We start from the raw sequence: 16,845 nt of genomic DNA, 5'->3' as shown, positions 1-16,845 counted from the left end.
GTCCGGGACTCAGGCTGGCAATTGCAGCTTGCGATGGGCCTGGCGCAGCAGCTGCTCGGTGGATTCCCAGCCGAGGCAACCATCGGTCACCGATACGCCGTAGCGCATCGACGGGCTTAATGGCTGGCAGCCTTCGAACAGGTGACTTTCCAGCATCATGCCGATGAGCGAGCGGTTCCCTTGCAACCGTTGTTCCAGCACGTCATTGAACACCTGCGGCTGACGCAACGGGTCTTTGCCGCTGTTGGCATGGCTGCAGTCAACCATGATCCGCGCCGGTATCTTCAGGCGGGTCAGGTCATGGTGTATCTGCGTGACGCTCTGGTGGTCATAGTTGGGCCCGCGATGGCCGCCGCGCAGCACCAGGTGGGTGTCGGGGTTGCCCTGGGTCTGGATAATCGCGGGATGGCCCTGGCTATCGATGCCGAAATGCCGATGGGGATGGGCGGCCGAGCGCATGGCATCGCAGGCGATGCCGACTCCACCGTCGGTGCCGTTCTTGAAACCCACTGGCATGCCCAGGCCGCTGGCCATTTCCCGGTGGATCTGCGATTCGGTGGTGCGGGCGCCGATGGCGACCCAACTGAGCAGGTCATCGAAGTAACTGGCGGCCATGGGTTGCAACAGTTCGGTGGCGACGGGCAGGCCCAGCTGCAGCATTTCACGCATCAGTTCCCGGGACAGCGTCAGGCCGGTGGCCATGTCATCGCTGCCATCGAGGCCGGGGTCGTAAGCCAGGCCCTTCCAGCCCACGGTTGTGCGGGGCTTCTCCACGTAGGCGCGCATCACCAGCAGCATGTTGTCGCTCACGTCATGAGCAACGCGAGCCAGGTTGGCGGCGTATTCGAGGGCGGATTTCGGGTCGTGAATGGAGCAGGGGCCGACGATGACCAGCAAGCGGGAGTCCTCACCGTTGAGGATCGCGCGGATGGCCTGGCGATGGGCATCAACCTGTTGGCTCAGCGCGGTGCTGAGGGGCAATTGGTGTTTGAGCTGCAACGAGCTGGGCAGACGCAGGGTCAGGGCTTCATTGGCAGGGTTGAGCGTGGACAGCGGTAACGCGCAGATGGACGAATTCATGATTGGCTTCCTGAGCGAGCAGCGGGTTCGTTCCCGCGCGCTCGACCCTAGTGGGGTGTTCGACAATTGGCCGTAATGGCCCGCAAGGTAGGCATGCCACCAGTAGGTGACCGATCGGAGGCGGCAGGCTGTCCCGAGCGGTGGCTGGTAAATCGCCAGGCGCAAAAACTGTCGTAACGGTAGTAAGTGGCGTAGTTCATGGCTCAATCCTCAAGTTGTCGGGTGCTGCAAATGGGTGTGGCGCTGAAAAACAAAACCCCCGGTCGGGAGGCCGACCGGGGGTTTGGAAAACTCTGGTAGGCGACCCGTTTAAAGTGGGCGCCGGTTGGGTATCAGGCGCGCCAGTGGCTAAACCAATACCCAAAATAGAAGCTGACCGGAGTTTGAACACTGTTCGCCCAGGCAGCCGCAACCGAGCGCGGGGCGCTGGCGGTTTGAAGCGGTGAGAGGGCGTTGAACATGATCTGTCTCCGATGAATGGACCCGAGCTTACTAGAGGGCGGTGCGCCGGTTCAATCAGAAAATTCTATCGCCGGTATGTAAATGTTCAGGCTGCTTGAGTCCGGCGGGCTTTATGACAAACTTCGGGTTTGCGCTACCTGCTATGGAAGAACCATGCCCCCTCCAGTATTCGCCGCCGCTCAATCAATTTCCATCGCGGGGGACGTTTGCGCCAACCTCGTCCGCCATCGGCACTTCATGCAGGCGGCGGCTGAACAGAATGTGCAACTGCTGGTATTCCCTGAGCTGTCACTCACCGGTTACGAACGGAGCCTGGCGACGGATTTGGCCATTCTGCCCGAGGACAGCGTCTTGCAGCCGCTGCGCGATCTGGCGCGAGAGCTCGGCCTGAGCACGGTGGTTGGCATGCCGATTCGCCTCTCGGCAAATGCACCGGTGCTGATCGGTGCGCTGGTCCTCGGCGCCGACGGCTCCCTCGGGGTGTACAGCAAGCAGCATTTGCATCCAGGCGAAGAAGTCGCCTTCGCCCCGGGCCATGGCGGCTCGATACTGGAGATGGGCCAGGATCGCATTGCGCTGGCGGTGTGCGCCGATTTCTCCCACGCCAGCCATGCCGCAGCGGCAGCCGAGCGGGGCGCTACGCTGTATGCAGCGGGTGTGTTGATCACCGAAGGGGGTTATGGGACGGACACGGCGATGTTGCAAGGTGCTGCCAGGCAACATGCCATGACGGTCCTGATGGCCAATCATGGTGGCGCCACCGGTGGCTGGGAATCGGCCGGTCGCAGTGCCGTCTGGGGCCCGGACGGTTCGCTGATTGCTGCCGCGCCAGGCCCGGGCGAGCTGTTGGTAATTGCCCGCCGCGACGCCAACGGGTGGGCCGGACACGTTGTGCCGGTGGCAACGTTTTGACGAGGTCATCATGAGTTTCCAGTGGCATGCGGCAACTGCCGGGGACATCGCTTTCGCCCGACAGCTGACCTGTACCAACATGCTTGCTTACTATCTGCAGCATGACTTGCTGTGGCAGGACGACGCGTTCGATATGGCCTGGATCATTCGCCAGAACTGGATAATCCGCCGTGGGGACCAGGCGTTGGGTTTTGTCAGCCTGAGCCGTGATGCCCGGGCGCTGTATATCCGAGAGTTACAGGTCGTTGAAGCGTTCCGTGGGCAGGGCGCCGGTACCTGGGCGATCGAACAGGTTTGGAGCATGGTCGCGCTGGAGCGTCGGCCGGCACTGCGCCTGACGGTTTTCAAGAACAATCCGGCCAGGGCGCTCTACGAGCGCATGGGGCTGCGCGTCGTAGGCGAGGATGAATGTTTCCTCAGGATGCAGCGAGACGCCAGTGCTTGAGCTTCGGATATTTGCATATAAAGATTTGTTGTAACTTTTATATGCCCCTTTACGCTAGGTCTGCCGAGTGCTTTTTGCTAAGGTGTGGGGCAACCCAAATAAGACCAAATCGTGAGGTGTCTGCTTGATTAGGGTGTTAGTGGTCGATGACCATGATCTCGTCCGTACGGGCATTACACGAATGTTGGCTGACATCGATGGTCTACAGGTCGTTGGCCAAGCCGAATCCGGGGAAGAGTCCCTGATCAAGGCGCGTGAATTGAAACCCGACGTGGTATTGATGGACGTCAAGATGCCCGGCATCGGCGGTCTTGAAGCCACGCGTAAACTGCTGCGCAGCCACCCGGACATCAAGGTCGTCGTGGTGACCGTCTGTGAAGAAGATCCGTTCCCGACCCGGTTGCTGCAGGCGGGCGCGGCGGGTTACCTCACCAAAGGCGCCGGTTTGAACGAGATGGTCCAGGCCATCCGTCTGGTTTTTGCCGGGCAACGCTACATCAGCCCGCAAATTGCCCAGCAGTTGGCGATCAAATCGTTCCAGCCGACCAACGATTCTCCCTTCGATGCACTGTCGGAACGGGAAATCCAGATTGCGCTGATGATTGTCGGTTGCCAGAAGGTCCAGATCATCTCCGACAAGCTGTGCCTGTCGCCTAAAACCGTCAACACCTACCGTTACCGTATTTTCGAGAAGCTTTCGATCAGCAGCGATGTCGAGTTGACGCTGCTGGCGGTGCGCCACGGCATGGTTGATGCCAGCCTCTGATAATGACTGAACTGTTTGATCCAAGCGCTTTCCTGTCCACATGCAGCGGCCGTCCCGGCGTCTATCGCATGTTCGACGGCGACGCACGTCTGCTTTACGTCGGCAAGGCCAAGAACCTCAAGAAGCGCCTGGCCAGTTATTTTCGTAAAACGGGTCTCGCGCCGAAGACCGCTGCCCTGGTGGGGCGCATCGCGCAAATCGAAACCACCATCACCGCCAATGAAACCGAAGCGCTGCTGCTCGAGCAGACGCTGATCAAGGAATGGCGTCCGCCCTACAACATTCTGCTGCGCGACGACAAATCCTACCCGTACGTGTTTCTGTCCGACGGGGCGTTTCCGCGCCTGAGCATTCACCGGGGGGCAAAAAAGGCTAAAGGTCGATATTTCGGTCCTTACCCCAGCGCCGGGGCAATTCGTGAAAGCCTGAGCCTGTTGCAAAAGACTTTCTTCGTTCGCCAGTGTGAAGACAGCTACTACAAGAACCGCACCCGGCCGTGCCTGCAATACCAGATCAAACGCTGCAAGGCGCCTTGCGTCGGGTTTGTCGAACCCCAGGTCTACGCCGAAGACGTGCGTCACTCGGTGATGTTCCTGGAAGGCCGCAGCAATGCGTTGGCCGACGAACTGTCGGCAGCGATGGAGGACGCGTCGGTCAACCTTGAATTCGAACGGGCCGCGGAGTTGCGCGACCAGATCGGGCTGCTGCGTCGTGTGCAAGACCAGCAAAGCATGGAAGGCGGCAGCGGCGACGTCGATGTGATCGCCGCGTTCATCAACCCGGGTGGCGCTTGCGTTCACTTGATCAGCGTGCGGGGCGGCCGCGTATTGGGCAGCAAGAACTTCTTCCCCCAGGTGGGTATCGAGGAAGACGTGGCCGAGGTCATGGCAGCCTTTCTGGGCCAGTACTACGTCAGCAGCCCGGAGCGCGACTTGCCTGCCGAGTTGATCGTCAACGTGGTCCATGAAGACTTCCCGGCCCTGATCGAAGCCATTGATACGCTTCGTGGTCGTGAACTGACCATCAGCCACCGGGTCCGTGGTACTCGGGCGCGCTGGCAACAGCTGGCCGTGACCAACGCCGAACAGGCCCTGGGTGCGCGCTTGGCCAACCGCCAGCACGTGGCGGCACGGTTCGATGCCCTGGCCGACGTCCTCAACCTGGACGAGCCGCCACAACGGCTGGAGTGCTACGACATCAGCCATTCCAGCGGCGAGGCAACCGTGGCGTCCTGCGTGGTGTTCGGTCCGGAAGGCCCGATCAAGTCCGATTACCGACGCTATAACATCGAAGGTGTGACCCCGGGCGATGACTATGCGGCGATGCACCAGGCGCTGATGCGCCGTTTCGGCAAGCTGAAGGATGGGGAGGGCAAGTTGCCGGACATCTTGCTGGTGGATGGCGGCAAGGGCCAGTTGTCCATGGCCCGCGACGTGCTCAATGAGCTGATGGTGCCCGACCTGATTCTGCTGGGCGTGGCCAAGGGCGCGACGCGCAAGGCTGGCTTCGAAACCCTGTACCTGAACGACGCCGCCCATGAATTCACCCTGAAAGGGGATTCGCCGGCGTTGCACCTGATCCAGCAGATCCGTGACGAAGCTCACCGCTTTGCCATCACCGGACACCGCGCCCGTCGCGGCAAAACCCGCCGTACGTCTACGCTGGAAGGTGTGGCAGGCGTCGGGCCGACGCGGCGTCGCGACTTGTTGAAACATTTTGGTGGATTGCAGGAGCTGTCTCGTGCCAGCATCGAAGAGATAGCCAAAGCACCCGGTATCAGTAAAAAGCTCGCTGAGTCGATTTATGCAAACCTGCACAGCGAGTAGAATGCCCGTCAACCTCGTAGCCAGTTGTGCCGATGAATATCCCAAATCTGATTACCGTTCTACGCGTCCTGCTCATTCCGATCTTCATATTGCTGTTCTATTTGCCGTACCACTGGAGCTACATAGCCTCCGCATCGGTCTTCGCCTTCGCCGCCGCGACGGACTGGCTCGACGGCTACCTGGCCCGCCGCCTGGAGCAGAGCACGCCGTTTGGCGCGTTCCTCGACCCGGTGGCCGACAAGCTGATGGTCGCGGTAGCCTTGGTGCTGCTGGTGCAGGAGCACGGTAACCTCTGGCTGACATTGCCGGCGGCAGTGATCATTGGTCGCGAAATCGTTGTATCGGCACTCCGGGAATGGATGGCCGAGCTGGGCGCCCGCGCTCAGGTAGCAGTGTCGAACCTGGGCAAATGGAAAACCGCCGCGCAAATGCTGGCACTGGTGATCCTGCTGGCCAACCCTGCAAACTTCAATTTCTGGGTGCTGCTGGGCTATGCACTGCTGCTGGTTTCCGCAGGCCTGACGCTTTGGTCAATGGTCCAGTACCTGCGCGCCGCCTGGCCGCATCTGCGGACTGACGTAGACCCAAAATAAACTTTTTTGAATCAAAGGGTTGACGGCGTAATCTGAGTCTATAGAATGCGCCACACCAAGACGCGGGAATAGCTCAGTTGGTAGAGCACGACCTTGCCAAGGTCGGGGTCGCGAGTTCGAGTCTCGTTTCCCGCTCCAAATATTGCGCTACAGAGTTCCACTGAATTCTGTAAGTGATTGAAATAAGGGCCTTTAGGCCCTTTTTTCGTTCCAGCGGGAACCACTGAAATCCAGCACTATCCGGTGCGTTTGAGTCCAGAATTGAGTCCAGGATTCTGACGAGCGCTGAATCGGTTTAATGCTGGAGCAGATTGTGTAGCGAGATGAGCATCTGGCCCTGACTCTGTTCAGGAGCTCGCGATGGCACTCTCAGAAATGACAGTTCGGCATGCCCGAATCACCGGCAATGACTACACCCTCGGTGACAGTGATGGCCTCACTCTCAATGTGACGGCCAGGGGCGGAAAAGTCTGGCTCTTCCGTTACTACTGGGCAGGCAAGCAGAAGCGCATGTCCTTGGGTTGTTACCCACAAATCTCCCTCAAAGAAGCGCGTACACGACGTGACGATGCGCGCGCCTTGGTCGCCCAAGGCACCAACCCTTATGAGCATCGTAAACAACAGCGGCTTGCTGTTCATACTGCGAAGGAGCATACCTTCGAGGCTGTGTTCAATCAGTGGGTAGAGTTCCGCAGGCTCAGCTTGAAGGAAGGGCGCCAGAGCACGCTCTCGCAGATCTTGAGAATCTTCAGTAAAGACGTCCTGCCCACACTGGGTGGACGGTCTATCTACGATATCAATCGTCACGATCTGCTGGATTTGTTAAGCAGGATCGAACAGCGCAAGGCCTTAACGACAGCCGAGAAATGTCGGACCTGGTTCAACCAATTGTTCCGCTATGCGCTGGTGAAGATCGAGGGGCTGGAACACAACCCGGCTTCAGACCTCGATGTGGTCGCACTTCCCAAACCTCCCGTAACGCACAACCCGTTTCTCCGTATGGACGAGCTCCCGGCATTGATGGCTGCTCTTCGAAATTATGGTGGCGCAAACCAAACCCGCCTTGGCCTTCGATTGTTGTTGCTGACCGGTGTCCGCACGGGCGAATTGCGGTTGGCGACACCCGACCAGTTTGATCTGGAGAAGCGCTTGTGGGTCATACCGGCGGAAGTGGTGAAACAACTCCAGCTAGCGATGCGCAAACCAAGTAAGCAGATTCAAAATGTACCACCCTACATTGTCCCGCTGTCGGTCCAGGCGCTGGAGATCGTGCGTCACTTGCTGGACCAGGTTGTCCCCGCACAGCGCTACTTGTTTGCGCATCGAAGCGACCTGAGCAAGCGCATCAGTGAGAACACTCTGAATGGCGCGTTGCGTCGGATGGGGTATGCCGATCAACTCACCGGTCATGGGATGAGGGCGACGATCTCGACGGCGCTGAATGAGATCGGGTATCCGAAGGTTTGGGTGGATGCTCAGCTTTCTCATGCTGATCCGGACAAGGTGAGTGCGGCCTACAATCACGCGGAGTATGTCGAGCAGCGCCGGACGATGATGCAGGACTGGGCGAATCGTTTGGACCTTTGGGGGCAGGGTCAGCTGAAAGCGGCAAGCTCTCCGCTGACCATTCGTTTAGAGGGCGCAGCTTCGTTACCTTCGTCGGAAAGCGCGAACGCAAACGCCGTTCTGTACAGTAGTTGCTTCCCAGCGATGACGATCCCAGCCTCCAAAACGTCCGTCAGCGACGAACCGGTCCTTAACGCGGCTCAGTATTCACCTGTCCTACCTGTTCCAACGCAGACCGAACAGCCGCGCGAACCCCAAGTATCTGACATACAACGCCAGCGCGCCGAGATGCTAGCCACCTATGAAGCTTCGAGTAATTTGCCGCTGCTTGTCTTCGCCAAACTGGCAGGCAAATCCCGAGATCAGATCAACCGCGATATCAAGGCTCGGCGCCTGCTATCCCTGAGCCTGGGGAATCGCGGTCAGCGCATCCCCGATTGGCAGCTTGATCCACTGCGGCACAAGTTGGTAGCTACTGCATTAGCGCGGTTTTCGGATGTCGATGCTTGGAGGCTTTATCGGACGGTCTGTGAGCCTCATGAGCGACTGAAGGGGCGTTCGCCAATCGATGGGCTAACTACGGATAATTTCGAATTTACCGTGCGGATTGTCTGCGGGGCCCTGAGCCCGAGATAATGTTTCGTCTTCGGGGGAGTGGCGGGGTGTCACTGAATTTACGGCTTTCGGTGAACTCCCGTCATCACCTAGTGTTCATTGGTGGGTGCGCGCGAAAAGGTCGATGTTCCGCTGAAGATCAAAGTGTCCGAAAAATATTTTCGACTTAGTTCTGTCGCGATGGGTTCAGCTCGAAACAAATGAGTTATGCCCCCATTTTTATTCCCTCTCGCGCCGGGTGTGCGAGCGATTACGAATTGCGATTTCTGACAAAATAAAAAAATGATAATGGGCAGCTTTTAGTGTGAGGCTCGTTTGCGCAGTACGTTGCCGCTGAGATTCAGTGCGCTGGTGCATCACGCTGCCAGATGAGGCGAGCAGCGCCGCGCTTGTTAGATGCGCGGCGACATCGCCTCGACGGCTTTGTTGTCCCCATGTTACGAAACACTTGGTACCTGTTCTACTTTTGATAAGCATGGGCAATAATACGTAAAACGTGTGGATGCCTGCGGGCCGTCAATGGCTTGACACCAAGTTAATAACGGAGAGGAAAGATGTTGGAGTTTGGCAGGTTGAAAGTTAAATTCCAGGCTATGAACTGGTCAGGGCGCTTTTACAGTTTTTCCGTCGGTGTTACGCTGCTTGGAGTATTATTGTCAGTGCCGATGGGTGTTGCAATATTAGATCAAGTAATTTTAATTGCCTCTCTAGGGTTTGTTGCAGGTTTCATGTTTGTATGTTTGCGCATATACCGCTGGTTTATCTCTGTATGGGATAGGCCCTTTGGTAAAACACCCATTATTCTACTGCACTTATTGGTGCTGTTGATATCGACAGCCATTTCTAGGTGGGTTGTGGCTGAAGCCCTGGGGCTACCACCGCAATCATTTGACATTACCGTCGGATTTCTAGTGCTTGCCTTTTATGTTCCCGCATGGCTACTCTTGGGAGCTTTCGTTTTTACCCTGCTTGGGTTCGTGCTTTTAATCGGCGTCGGGCTGGGAGCATTGTTTTTAATCCCTCTATCTATTATTGCGAACATGTTGAACATTTTTAACCTGCTACCGTACCTGCGCAACGCATGGAGCAAAGTAGCGCCAGGCAGGCTCAGCTTTATCGATGTGCAGGGGCATTCAGTGGGGGCACTTTTGAGCGGAATTATTCTGATTAATCTATATGGAGCGCTCGTTTCTGATGTTCGGCCGTGGATTTACTCCTCGGTCAGGCTGATAGCTATCCTCAGTGATTTTCAGCCTGCCGTTAACTATCCCGGCGTGCAAGCGGGTGAACGTGTCCATCCGTTAGACAACGGTTTTATCGTCGTAGCCAAGGAGTTGGCCGATAACAGTATTGAAATCGCTGTGAAAAAACAGATTGAAGACTTTGAGTATCCGCAAAGTCACCCAGTCATCACTCCCATCCCTTCTATGAAGCAGCTGACCGATCCCCTTATCCAGCGCATGGATGACTATTTAACCACGGTGCCTAGGCACGGACGCTCCGGCTGACCGTCAGGCGGCATTGACGCCGGCGCGTGGCACTATCAGCAGGCCGGCGTATTGCACTATCACGGCCTTGATCGACTTTACGAGGATAAGCTGATAATCAAAATATGGTCCTGATAATTGCGGATATCGAGTGGGATTGGAATTGCCACGACTTTGGCCTGTCAGGATGCTGAGCAATATGATTTCGCTGGCAAGGTAACTGGGCAGAAATTTGGTACCTCGACCACTGGTCCGACCATCTACTTGCTGCGGATCGAGGAAAACCTCTCGGTTGCTGTTCACTCTGGTCCGGGATCTACGTCGAAAACCTCCCCTGGCTTGGATGTGCTGAACGCTATGGTCATGCCGGCTCCTTCCATTACATGGCCCCACCCTACTGGCAGACCGTCGGCTACGGCGTAGATTTCTCGTTTGAAAACTACGGGCGCATGGATGCTGTTAAGTCTGGGCTAGTCAGATGAATAAACTACGATCTGTACGTCGCGCCCCAGCCCGCCGAAGCGACCCGGTGCGGGTGCTGGAACAGATCAACAGACGGTGGGGGAGGCGCACGCTGCGAGCTGCCAGTGTCGACCACCACCCGATTGGAATAGCGGACGGCCAGTTAGTATGGATGGCATAAAGACGTCACCCATGCTAAATATCGAGTCGATAGGTGGCTTGTCGCCATCAAGCACGAGGTGGCGCAAGGATGCAATTTGTAACGAATGGTCCTGATATCCCTGACGAACTGCTCCAAGCCCATGAAGAGGGCAAAGTGGTCTTCTTTTGCGGAGCAGGTATTTCATACCCCGCAGGGCTTCTGGATTTCAAAGGCTTGGTGCAGCTCATCTACAAGGAGGCGCTCACCACATTCGATAGTGCGGAGCAGAAAGCCTTTGATAACTATCAATACGATGCCACCCTGGATCTTCTTGAGCGGCGCTTACCGAACGGTCGGGGCTCGGTTCGAGAGGCTTTAGCACGGGCTCTCAAACCCAATCTCCGGCTCAAAGGGGCAACAGACACGCACGCAGCATTGCTGAGTTTGGGTAGGAGTCGGACCGGGGCGCTGCGTCTCGTCACAACAAATTTCGACCGCGTCTTCGATGCCGCAGGTCGGCGCACAAAACAGCGTTTCAATTCTTACTCCGCCCCGATGCTCCCGCTTCCTAAAAATAGTCGCTGGGATGGGGTAGTTTACCTGCACGGATTGCTGCCGACTAAGCCCACCTTTTACGAACTCAACCGACTCGTCATCACAAGCGGTGACTTCGGGCTTGCATACCTGACTGAGCGTTGGGCTGCCAGATTCGTGAGTGAGTTATTCCGCAACTACGTGGTTTGCTTCGTCGGATACAGTGTCAGCGACCCGGTTCTGCGCTACATGATGGACGCGTTGGCTGCTGACAGAATGCTTGGAGAGATCACTCCGCAGGCATGGGCATTTGGATCCTGTAAACCAGAAGAGGAAAGCCAGAAAACCGCTGAATGGAAGGCAAAGGGAGTAGCTCCCATCCTCTACCACACTCAGCCTGGGGCTAACTCGCATAGGGGGTTGCATCAGACCCTGAAAGCTTGGTCTGAGACATACAGGGATGGAACTACTGGAAAGGAGCGGATCGTGACTACCCACGCTCTGTCCAAGCCCTCGGCCAGCACCCGGCAAGATGATTTCGTAGGACGTATGCTTTGGGCGCTTTCTGATAGGTCAGGGCTACCGGCGCGTCGGTTTGCGGATTTCAGTCCCGCCCCGTCCTTAGAGTGGCTGTTGGGCGCATTCAGTGATCCACGCTACTGCCACTCAGATCTCGGGCGCTTCGGGATTCCTGCTCACGCGGAAGCTGATCCTAAGCTCAATTTCAGTCTGGTTCAAAGGCCCACCCCTTATCAATTGGCAGCGCCGATGACGCTTGTCGGAGGGCGAACGGGTTACTGGGATGATGTGATGTTCCAGATAGCTAGATGGCTTGTACGGCATCTCGATGATCCGGACCTTTTGCTTTGGCTCTCTGCGCGGGGCGGATGCGTCCACGATCGCCTTGCATTTCTCATCCAAGACCAGTTGGGGCTCACCGCAAAGCTTCAAAATGAAGGAAACACCGCCGAGCTGGATGCGCTCCGCAAAAGCTCACCTAAGGCGATACCAGGGCCTCATATACGCAAGCTCTGGGGACTGTTCCTAGCTGAGCGGATCAAGTCGCCCTGGAGAGAGCTGGATCTTTACAGCTGGGCCGAGCGGTTGAAAAGAGATGGTCTAACTGCGAGTCTTCGACTACAGCTACGGACGCTGCTTTCACCTGTGGTTTCCATATCTAAACCATTTCGATTGTCGGACGATGTGGATGTATCACCAACGAATCTGCGCCATCTGGTAAATTGGGAATTGGTATTAAGCTCCGACCACGTGAGATCCACGCTCTCCGAATCGTCTCATGAAGAGTGGGCGTCGGCCTTGCCGTTGCTCCTTGAGGACTTCCAGGCATTGCTTCGTGATGCTTTGGACCTCTTGCAAGAATTAGGAAGTGCCGACTCCTTTGAGGATCGTTCATTCTGGGATCTGCCGTCGGTTAGCCATCACTGGCAGAATCGTGGTTTCCGCGAATGGGTCGTGCTCATTGAGCTGCTCCGTGATTCGTGGCTGGCTAATTTCGGAGAGCATCCTGATGTTGCTGCGAAGATCGCGCGTAGCTGGTTTGAGATTCCGTATCCTACCTTCAAGCGTTTGGCGTTCTTTGCAGCGAGTCGAGATGGCGCTATACCGGCGGATGAGTGGGCTGAATGGCTACTGGCGGAAAATGGCCGATGGTTGTGGTCAATCTCCACTAAACGAGAAGCTTATCGCCTGCTTGTGTTGCAAGGGCAAAGGCTGTCTCTTGCGGCTCAAGAAATGCTGGAGGCGGTGATTTTGCTCGGGCCTCCAAGAGAAAATTTCGTAGATGACATCGCGGATGATCGATATCAACAACGCGTAGATCAGGCCGTTTGGAGGGTCTTGGCGAAGCTTCAGTTAGGTGGGCTTATCCTCGGTGATCAAGCTCAGCAAAGGCTTGATGAGCTATCCGCGGCCTACCCCCATCTCCGCTTGGCGGAAAACGAGAGCGATGAATTTTCCCACTGGATGAGTGGGACCGGAGACCCTGATTATCAAAATCAGCGCGTCATCAGGTTGGCACCTTACAAGCGTGAAGCACTCCTTCAATGGCTTCGAAATCCCCCGGCTGATCATGAATACTTCGATGAAGACACTTGGAGAGATGTGTGTAGAAAGCACCTTCTCAACAGTTTGTATGCTTTGGGGGATCTAGCGCGGGAAGGACAATGGCTTGTGAGGCGTTGGCAGGAGGCGCTCCAGGTATGGAGCGAATCATGTGTTGCTCGGCGATCATGGCGTTACGTTGTTCCATGGATCGAAGCGATGCCAGACGAGGTTCTTTCTCAAGTAATTTATGATGTCACACGTTGGCTTGATGAAGTGTCTAAATCGAGCTTTGAAGGCCTTGCTGTCTTCTTGAGAATTTGCCGTAGGGTGATGGGCCTGCCTCTTGAAGCGGATACGGGCATGACAAGTAACGGCGAACCGATTAATCAACCAGTTACTGAGGCCATCAATCATCCCATTGGGCATGTAACGCAAGCACTGCTAAACATTTGGCAGAAAGCTGACCTTAGCGACAATGATCGTCTTCCAAAGGAGCTAGCTCAGCTCTTCACCGAACTTTGCGACTCGCAAGTGGAAAGATACCGTCATGGCAGGGTTCTGCTTGCGTCCAGACTTATCGCTCTGTTCAGGGTTGATGAGGCTTGGACTAGAACTAATCTCCTTCCTCATTTCAGCTGGTCTATCAGTCCTGTTGAAGCTAGAAGGGCGTGGGAGGGGTTCTTGTGGTCACCGCGTCTGTATCGTCCGCTACTTTTAGCTTTCAAGGCTGAGTTCCTCGATACTGCTAGTCATTATGAGGATTTGGGAGAGCATGCTGAGCAATTCGCCGCGATATTCACGTACGCCGCATTAGGTCCCCTTGAGGGGTATAGCTCTGAGGAGTTTCGTCTGGCTTTTGCCACGTTTCCTTTGAAGGCGCTACAAGAGTCTGCTCGGTCTCTGTCGCAAGCGCTGGAGGGGGCAGGGAAACAGCGGGAGGAATATTGGCAGAATAGGATCCTGCCCTTCTGGAAGCATATCTGGCCAAAATCTCAAGATCTAGTGACTCCCGCCATCGCTGAATCACTGATCCGAATGTCCATTGCGGCCGGGGCTGAGTTCCCTGCTGCCTTGGATACAGTCTATGACTGGCTGGTACCCACTGAGCATATGCACTATGCAATCCACGAACTGCGCCAGTCAGGTCTATGCACAAGCTTCCCTCGAGAAGCGTTGCGGCTATTGGCGGCGGTCGTGGACAGCCAAGCTTGGCTATCTCCTGATCTTCGACCGTGTTTGGAGGCAATTACTGAGGCGCAGGCGAACCTTGCTGAAAATCCCGAGTATCGCAGGTTGGCTGACTATCTGCGTCGTCATGGACGGCCTTAATGCTAAAGCGCCTCAGCGCAGTGGTTTGGGAATTTAATAACAGGAATAGGCATATGGAATCGCTAGAATTTCACAAAGCACCAACGCGAATGCTAAGGCAGTCAATCAAAGACTGGGCACAACTCGGGATAATCCAACTGCTTTGAGTGACTGTGCGCCCCAGTTCCAAGCTGCTAACCTGTTCGTCCAAGAACGCTAACCATGTGCTGAAAAGGGACTTTATGTCGATTGCAGGCTTTGAGAATAAAAACGACTTTACGACAAAACTGAACGAACATATTTCAGCGTCAGGCCCAGTTAAGAGCATACAACAGCTATTTGGACGCGAAAAAGAGCTATCTTTGATAGAGGAGGCTCTATATGCCAATGGGCGTCATGTCTTCATCTATGGAGATCGGGGTGTAGGGAAATCGTCATTAGCAGCCGCCGCTGCGGCTCAGTATCAGTCCCCCGACAATTCACCTATACAGATAGGTTGCGGGCCTGATACTAAATTTTATGAGACTATTGAGAATTTAGTCGATAGGGTAATGAAATCGCTTGCGGGCAAGTACGAGCATGTGATTAGCCAGTCTGTTAATATCAAAATTTATTCTATTAGCTGGAAGAGTACTGCCAAAAAGGTCGAGGTGCCAAAGGTGGACTCAATGTATTCAGCGGTCAACGCCACTGAAGAGATAGCAAAATATCACTCCGACAATCCTGTGGTAATCATTGATGAGTTTGATCAGATAGACTCAGAGGTTGAGAGAAAGCTATTTGCTACGTTCCTCAAAGATCTTGGGGATAGAGGGGTGAATGTAAAATTTATCTTCACAGGGGTGTCTACGTCACTTGAAAAACTCTTAGGCTCACACGAATCGAGCTTCCGACAGCTCCATACCATTGGACTTGAGCGTCTAGGATGGACAGCGCGAGAAGATATAGTTCGAGATGCTGCCGCTGCGTTCTCGCTTTCGGTAGATGACGACGTGTGTTTTAAGATTGCCAAAATTTCTAACGGTTTTCCATATTATGCACATCTAATTACGGAAAAACTTCTCTGGCTAGCATTTAACGAAGAGTCCACTGTCAGCCATCTGGACGTCGCGATTTTTGAAAAAGCACTGGAAGATGCGATTTTGAGTATCGGTGCCCATCTCAAGCGGCCTTATGAACAAGCAACATCTCACAGGTCTCCCGATTACACCGAAATACTATGGGCGACAAGTGACTCCGAGGATATTATCAGATATGGAGAGAGTGTCTTTTTGTCATATATCCGCATACATGAAAAGCTGCACGGAAAAAATCCATCGGCGGAATATCTTCCGTTATCTCAGTCAAGCTTCCTGGCAAAGCTGCGTGATCTGAAGAAGAAGCAGTATGGGGAGATAATTGAGAATGCGCTAGATAGAAAAGGAATTTATACCTATAGGGAAAATATACTTCGAGGCTTTATAGCTATGAAGGCTCTTGAAGGGGGAGTGGAACTGCAAGGAAATATACCGGATGCCCCTAAAGCTCCCACTGCAATGGCAAAAGCCAAGCGACCTACCTCAGCGGGAAAAGATAACACTCCTCGTATAAAATTCAGAGGGGAAGAAGAGTTGTCTGAGGAAAGTTAAATTGTTCGTAGGCGCAGGCGGATATTAAAGCCGGATATATGCTTTAGTTGTAGAGGTCATTAAAAATTATTCGGAGCGGCCGCCTGACCCGGAGAAAATCTATCTGATGGGTAAGCGTCCGGCGAAATCGCCTTTACTGTCCAAACATCAAGATAATGGTGTCCACCTCAGTTTTCCGGACTGGTCAATTAATTCGCTGGTGCTGGCAAGTTAAGAACTGGGGAGCGGCTGGCTCATAGGTCTTGCACCTCAGTCTTTTAGGATTGCATCCAGCAAATGGGTCGGCTGCTCGACTAGCTTGTCGGCACCGCACTCGATCAGCTCCTTACGGGTGCCGTAGCCCCAAAGGACGCCAATGGCAAGTAATCCGTTTTGATGGGCGGCGATAATATCATCGCGTTTGTCACCGATCATGCAGGCGGATTTAGGAAGGATCGCTTCTATCGCCAGCATTGTATCCAGCAAGCGGGATTTATCGTCCAGTTTACCGTCCGGCGAAGTACCGAAAACGCTTTGGAAATACCCTCGCAGCCCTGTATCGCTCAGAATGCGCTCGGCAAACCCCTGACGTTTAGAGGTAGCAACGTACAACGCATATCCTTGTGTAGCCAGCGAATCAATAACTTGTCTAATTCCCGTGTAAGCCACTGATCCAGAGATACCGTCCTGCCCATAATGTGTCCGGTACAACTCGACGCCCTCGTCGACCCGGTCATCTCCATAAGGCTCTAGCAATTGCGCCATTACCTGAGTCATCGGCGGCCCCAAAAGGTGCGTGATTCCGGCATAGGGCGTGAAGTCATGACCTAGAGCCCGAACGGCGTGTGTCAGGCTGACGACGATACCTGGTGCGGAATCAACAAGAGTGCCGTCTAGGTCGAAGATGAGATTTTTCATAGCTTTCCTTTGTCGAACTGTGCGCTTTTGGGGTGTGCGCCGGGCATAATGTCTTGCG

The 16,845-nt window shown here is 55.0% G+C and carries 11 protein-coding genes, 1 tRNA gene and 1 pseudogene; 11 read left to right on the top strand and 2 right to left on the bottom strand.

Going from position 1 to position 16,845, the window contains the following annotated elements; translation table 11 throughout:
- Positions 1 to 9: 9 nt before the first annotated feature.
- On the bottom strand, positions 10 to 1,080 hold the full coding sequence (locus tag ACA047_RS18285; protein WP_497351640.1) for a 3-deoxy-7-phosphoheptulonate synthase: 1,071 nt from the start codon (positions 1,078 to 1,080) through the stop codon (positions 10 to 12).
- A gap of 615 nt (positions 1,081 to 1,695) precedes the next feature.
- Here ACA047_RS18285 and ACA047_RS18280 point away from each other — a divergent pair.
- The 11 genes and pseudogenes from ACA047_RS18280 (at position 1,696) to ACA047_RS18230 (ending at position 15,890) form a co-directional block, all read left to right on the top strand.
- Positions 1,696 to 2,454, top strand: coding sequence for a carbon-nitrogen hydrolase family protein (locus tag ACA047_RS18280; RefSeq protein WP_497351638.1), 759 nt, complete (start codon positions 1,696 to 1,698; stop codon positions 2,452 to 2,454).
- Positions 2,455 to 2,464: 10 nt separating this feature from the next.
- Entirely contained in the window at positions 2,465 to 2,899 is a 435-nt protein-coding gene (locus ACA047_RS18275; protein ID WP_497351634.1) for a GNAT family N-acetyltransferase, read from the top strand.
- Between the two features lie 124 nt (positions 2,900 to 3,023).
- Complete coding sequence (gene gacA / locus ACA047_RS18270; RefSeq protein WP_497351632.1) at positions 3,024 to 3,665, top strand: response regulator transcription factor GacA; 642 nt, start codon at positions 3,024 to 3,026, stop codon at positions 3,663 to 3,665.
- A gap of 2 nt (positions 3,666 to 3,667) precedes the next feature.
- Positions 3,668 to 5,491, top strand: coding sequence for an excinuclease ABC subunit UvrC (gene uvrC / locus ACA047_RS18265; protein WP_497351630.1), 1,824 nt, complete (start codon positions 3,668 to 3,670; stop codon positions 5,489 to 5,491).
- A 32-nt stretch (positions 5,492 to 5,523) separates the two neighbouring features.
- Positions 5,524 to 6,084 carry a CDP-diacylglycerol--glycerol-3-phosphate 3-phosphatidyltransferase gene (gene pgsA / locus ACA047_RS18260; protein WP_497351628.1) on the top strand — a complete coding sequence of 187 codons (561 nt, stop codon included), beginning with the start codon at positions 5,524 to 5,526 and terminating at the stop codon, positions 6,082 to 6,084.
- 62 nt (positions 6,085 to 6,146) lie between these two features.
- Positions 6,147 to 6,222: transfer RNA gene (locus ACA047_RS18255), tRNA-Gly, on the top strand.
- A 222-nt stretch (positions 6,223 to 6,444) separates the two neighbouring features.
- Complete coding sequence (locus ACA047_RS18250; protein WP_497351626.1) at positions 6,445 to 8,286, top strand: tyrosine-type recombinase/integrase; 1,842 nt, start codon at positions 6,445 to 6,447, stop codon at positions 8,284 to 8,286.
- A gap of 533 nt (positions 8,287 to 8,819) precedes the next feature.
- Positions 8,820 to 9,773, top strand: a complete 954-nt coding sequence (locus tag ACA047_RS18245; protein ID WP_497351624.1) for a hypothetical protein — start codon at positions 8,820 to 8,822, stop codon at positions 9,771 to 9,773.
- 171 nt (positions 9,774 to 9,944) lie between these two features.
- Positions 9,945 to 10,204, top strand: a pseudogene (locus tag ACA047_RS18240) (DNA adenine methylase); the annotation flags it as partial.
- A 260-nt stretch (positions 10,205 to 10,464) separates the two neighbouring features.
- Positions 10,465 to 14,283 (top strand): anti-phage defense-associated sirtuin Dsr1, encoded by a 3,819-nt coding sequence (gene dsr1, locus ACA047_RS18235; protein ID WP_497351622.1) that lies wholly within the window; start codon positions 10,465 to 10,467, stop codon positions 14,281 to 14,283.
- Positions 14,284 to 14,504: 221 nt separating this feature from the next.
- Complete coding sequence (locus ACA047_RS18230) at positions 14,505 to 15,890, top strand: AAA family ATPase (protein ID WP_497351620.1); 1,386 nt, start codon at positions 14,505 to 14,507, stop codon at positions 15,888 to 15,890.
- A gap of 249 nt (positions 15,891 to 16,139) precedes the next feature.
- On the opposite strand, the gene ACA047_RS18225 is transcribed toward ACA047_RS18230, so the two are convergent.
- Positions 16,140 to 16,787: an HAD hydrolase-like protein gene (locus tag ACA047_RS18225; RefSeq protein WP_497351618.1), complete on the bottom strand. Its 648-nt coding sequence runs from the start codon at positions 16,785 to 16,787 to the stop codon at positions 16,140 to 16,142.
- Between the last annotated feature and the right edge of the window lie 58 nt (positions 16,788 to 16,845).

The sequence above is a fragment of the Pseudomonas sp. LBUM1664 genome, from assembly GCF_059695895.1.
This window is presented reverse-complemented; position numbering and strand designations above follow the sequence as displayed.

What these genes read in the sequence shown, in the direction of transcription:
- ACA047_RS18285 (WP_497351640.1), bottom strand. Translation starts at nt 1,080, where the DNA reads ATGAATTCGTCCATCTGCGCGTTACCGCTGTCCACGCTCAACCCTGCC.
- ACA047_RS18280 (WP_497351638.1), top strand. Translation starts at nt 1,696, where the DNA reads ATGCCCCCTCCAGTATTCGCCGCCGCTCAATCAATTTCCATCGCGGGG.
- ACA047_RS18275 (WP_497351634.1), top strand. Translation starts at nt 2,465, where the DNA reads ATGAGTTTCCAGTGGCATGCGGCAACTGCCGGGGACATCGCTTTCGCC.
- uvrC (WP_497351630.1), top strand. Translation starts at nt 3,668, where the DNA reads ATGACTGAACTGTTTGATCCAAGCGCTTTCCTGTCCACATGCAGCGGC.
- pgsA (WP_497351628.1), top strand. Translation starts at nt 5,524, where the DNA reads ATGAATATCCCAAATCTGATTACCGTTCTACGCGTCCTGCTCATTCCG.
- ACA047_RS18250 (WP_497351626.1), top strand. Translation starts at nt 6,445, where the DNA reads ATGGCACTCTCAGAAATGACAGTTCGGCATGCCCGAATCACCGGCAAT.
- ACA047_RS18245 (WP_497351624.1), top strand. Translation starts at nt 8,820, where the DNA reads ATGTTGGAGTTTGGCAGGTTGAAAGTTAAATTCCAGGCTATGAACTGG.
- dsr1 (WP_497351622.1), top strand. Translation starts at nt 10,465, where the DNA reads ATGCAATTTGTAACGAATGGTCCTGATATCCCTGACGAACTGCTCCAA.
- ACA047_RS18230 (WP_497351620.1), top strand. Translation starts at nt 14,505, where the DNA reads ATGTCGATTGCAGGCTTTGAGAATAAAAACGACTTTACGACAAAACTG.
- ACA047_RS18225 (WP_497351618.1), bottom strand. Translation starts at nt 16,787, where the DNA reads ATGAAAAATCTCATCTTCGACCTAGACGGCACTCTTGTTGATTCCGCA.